Genomic DNA, 259 nt, shown 5'->3' with positions numbered 1-259 from the left:
GACATACAAGGCGGCTGCCTGCGCGAAGGTGCGACAAGCCATCGCGCAGCGGACCTCCGACGAGGCAGAGCGAAAGCGGCTCTATACCCTGCTCAAGAGTGACAAGTGGCTCGAAGACAAGTACCTGCACCGGATGATGCGCAAGTACTTTCGGCACGGCGTGTCGCGTTGCGACAATCAGTTCATCGTCCGCTCGGACAAGCATCAGAGCCGCGTCAGAGACGGGCACCTGGTCATCACCATCCACATCGCCAGGCAG

General features: G+C 60.6%; 1 pseudogene. It reads left to right on the top strand.

Annotation, left to right across the window (positions count from 1 at the left end):
• Positions 1-259 (top strand): annotated as a pseudogene (locus ACYP5B_RS53540) (transposase); the annotation flags it as partial.

Source organism: Cupriavidus sp. 8B, assembly GCF_054589115.1.
The sequence above is the reverse complement of the archived record's forward strand: the minus strand, read 5'-3'. Positions and strand labels throughout refer to the sequence as shown.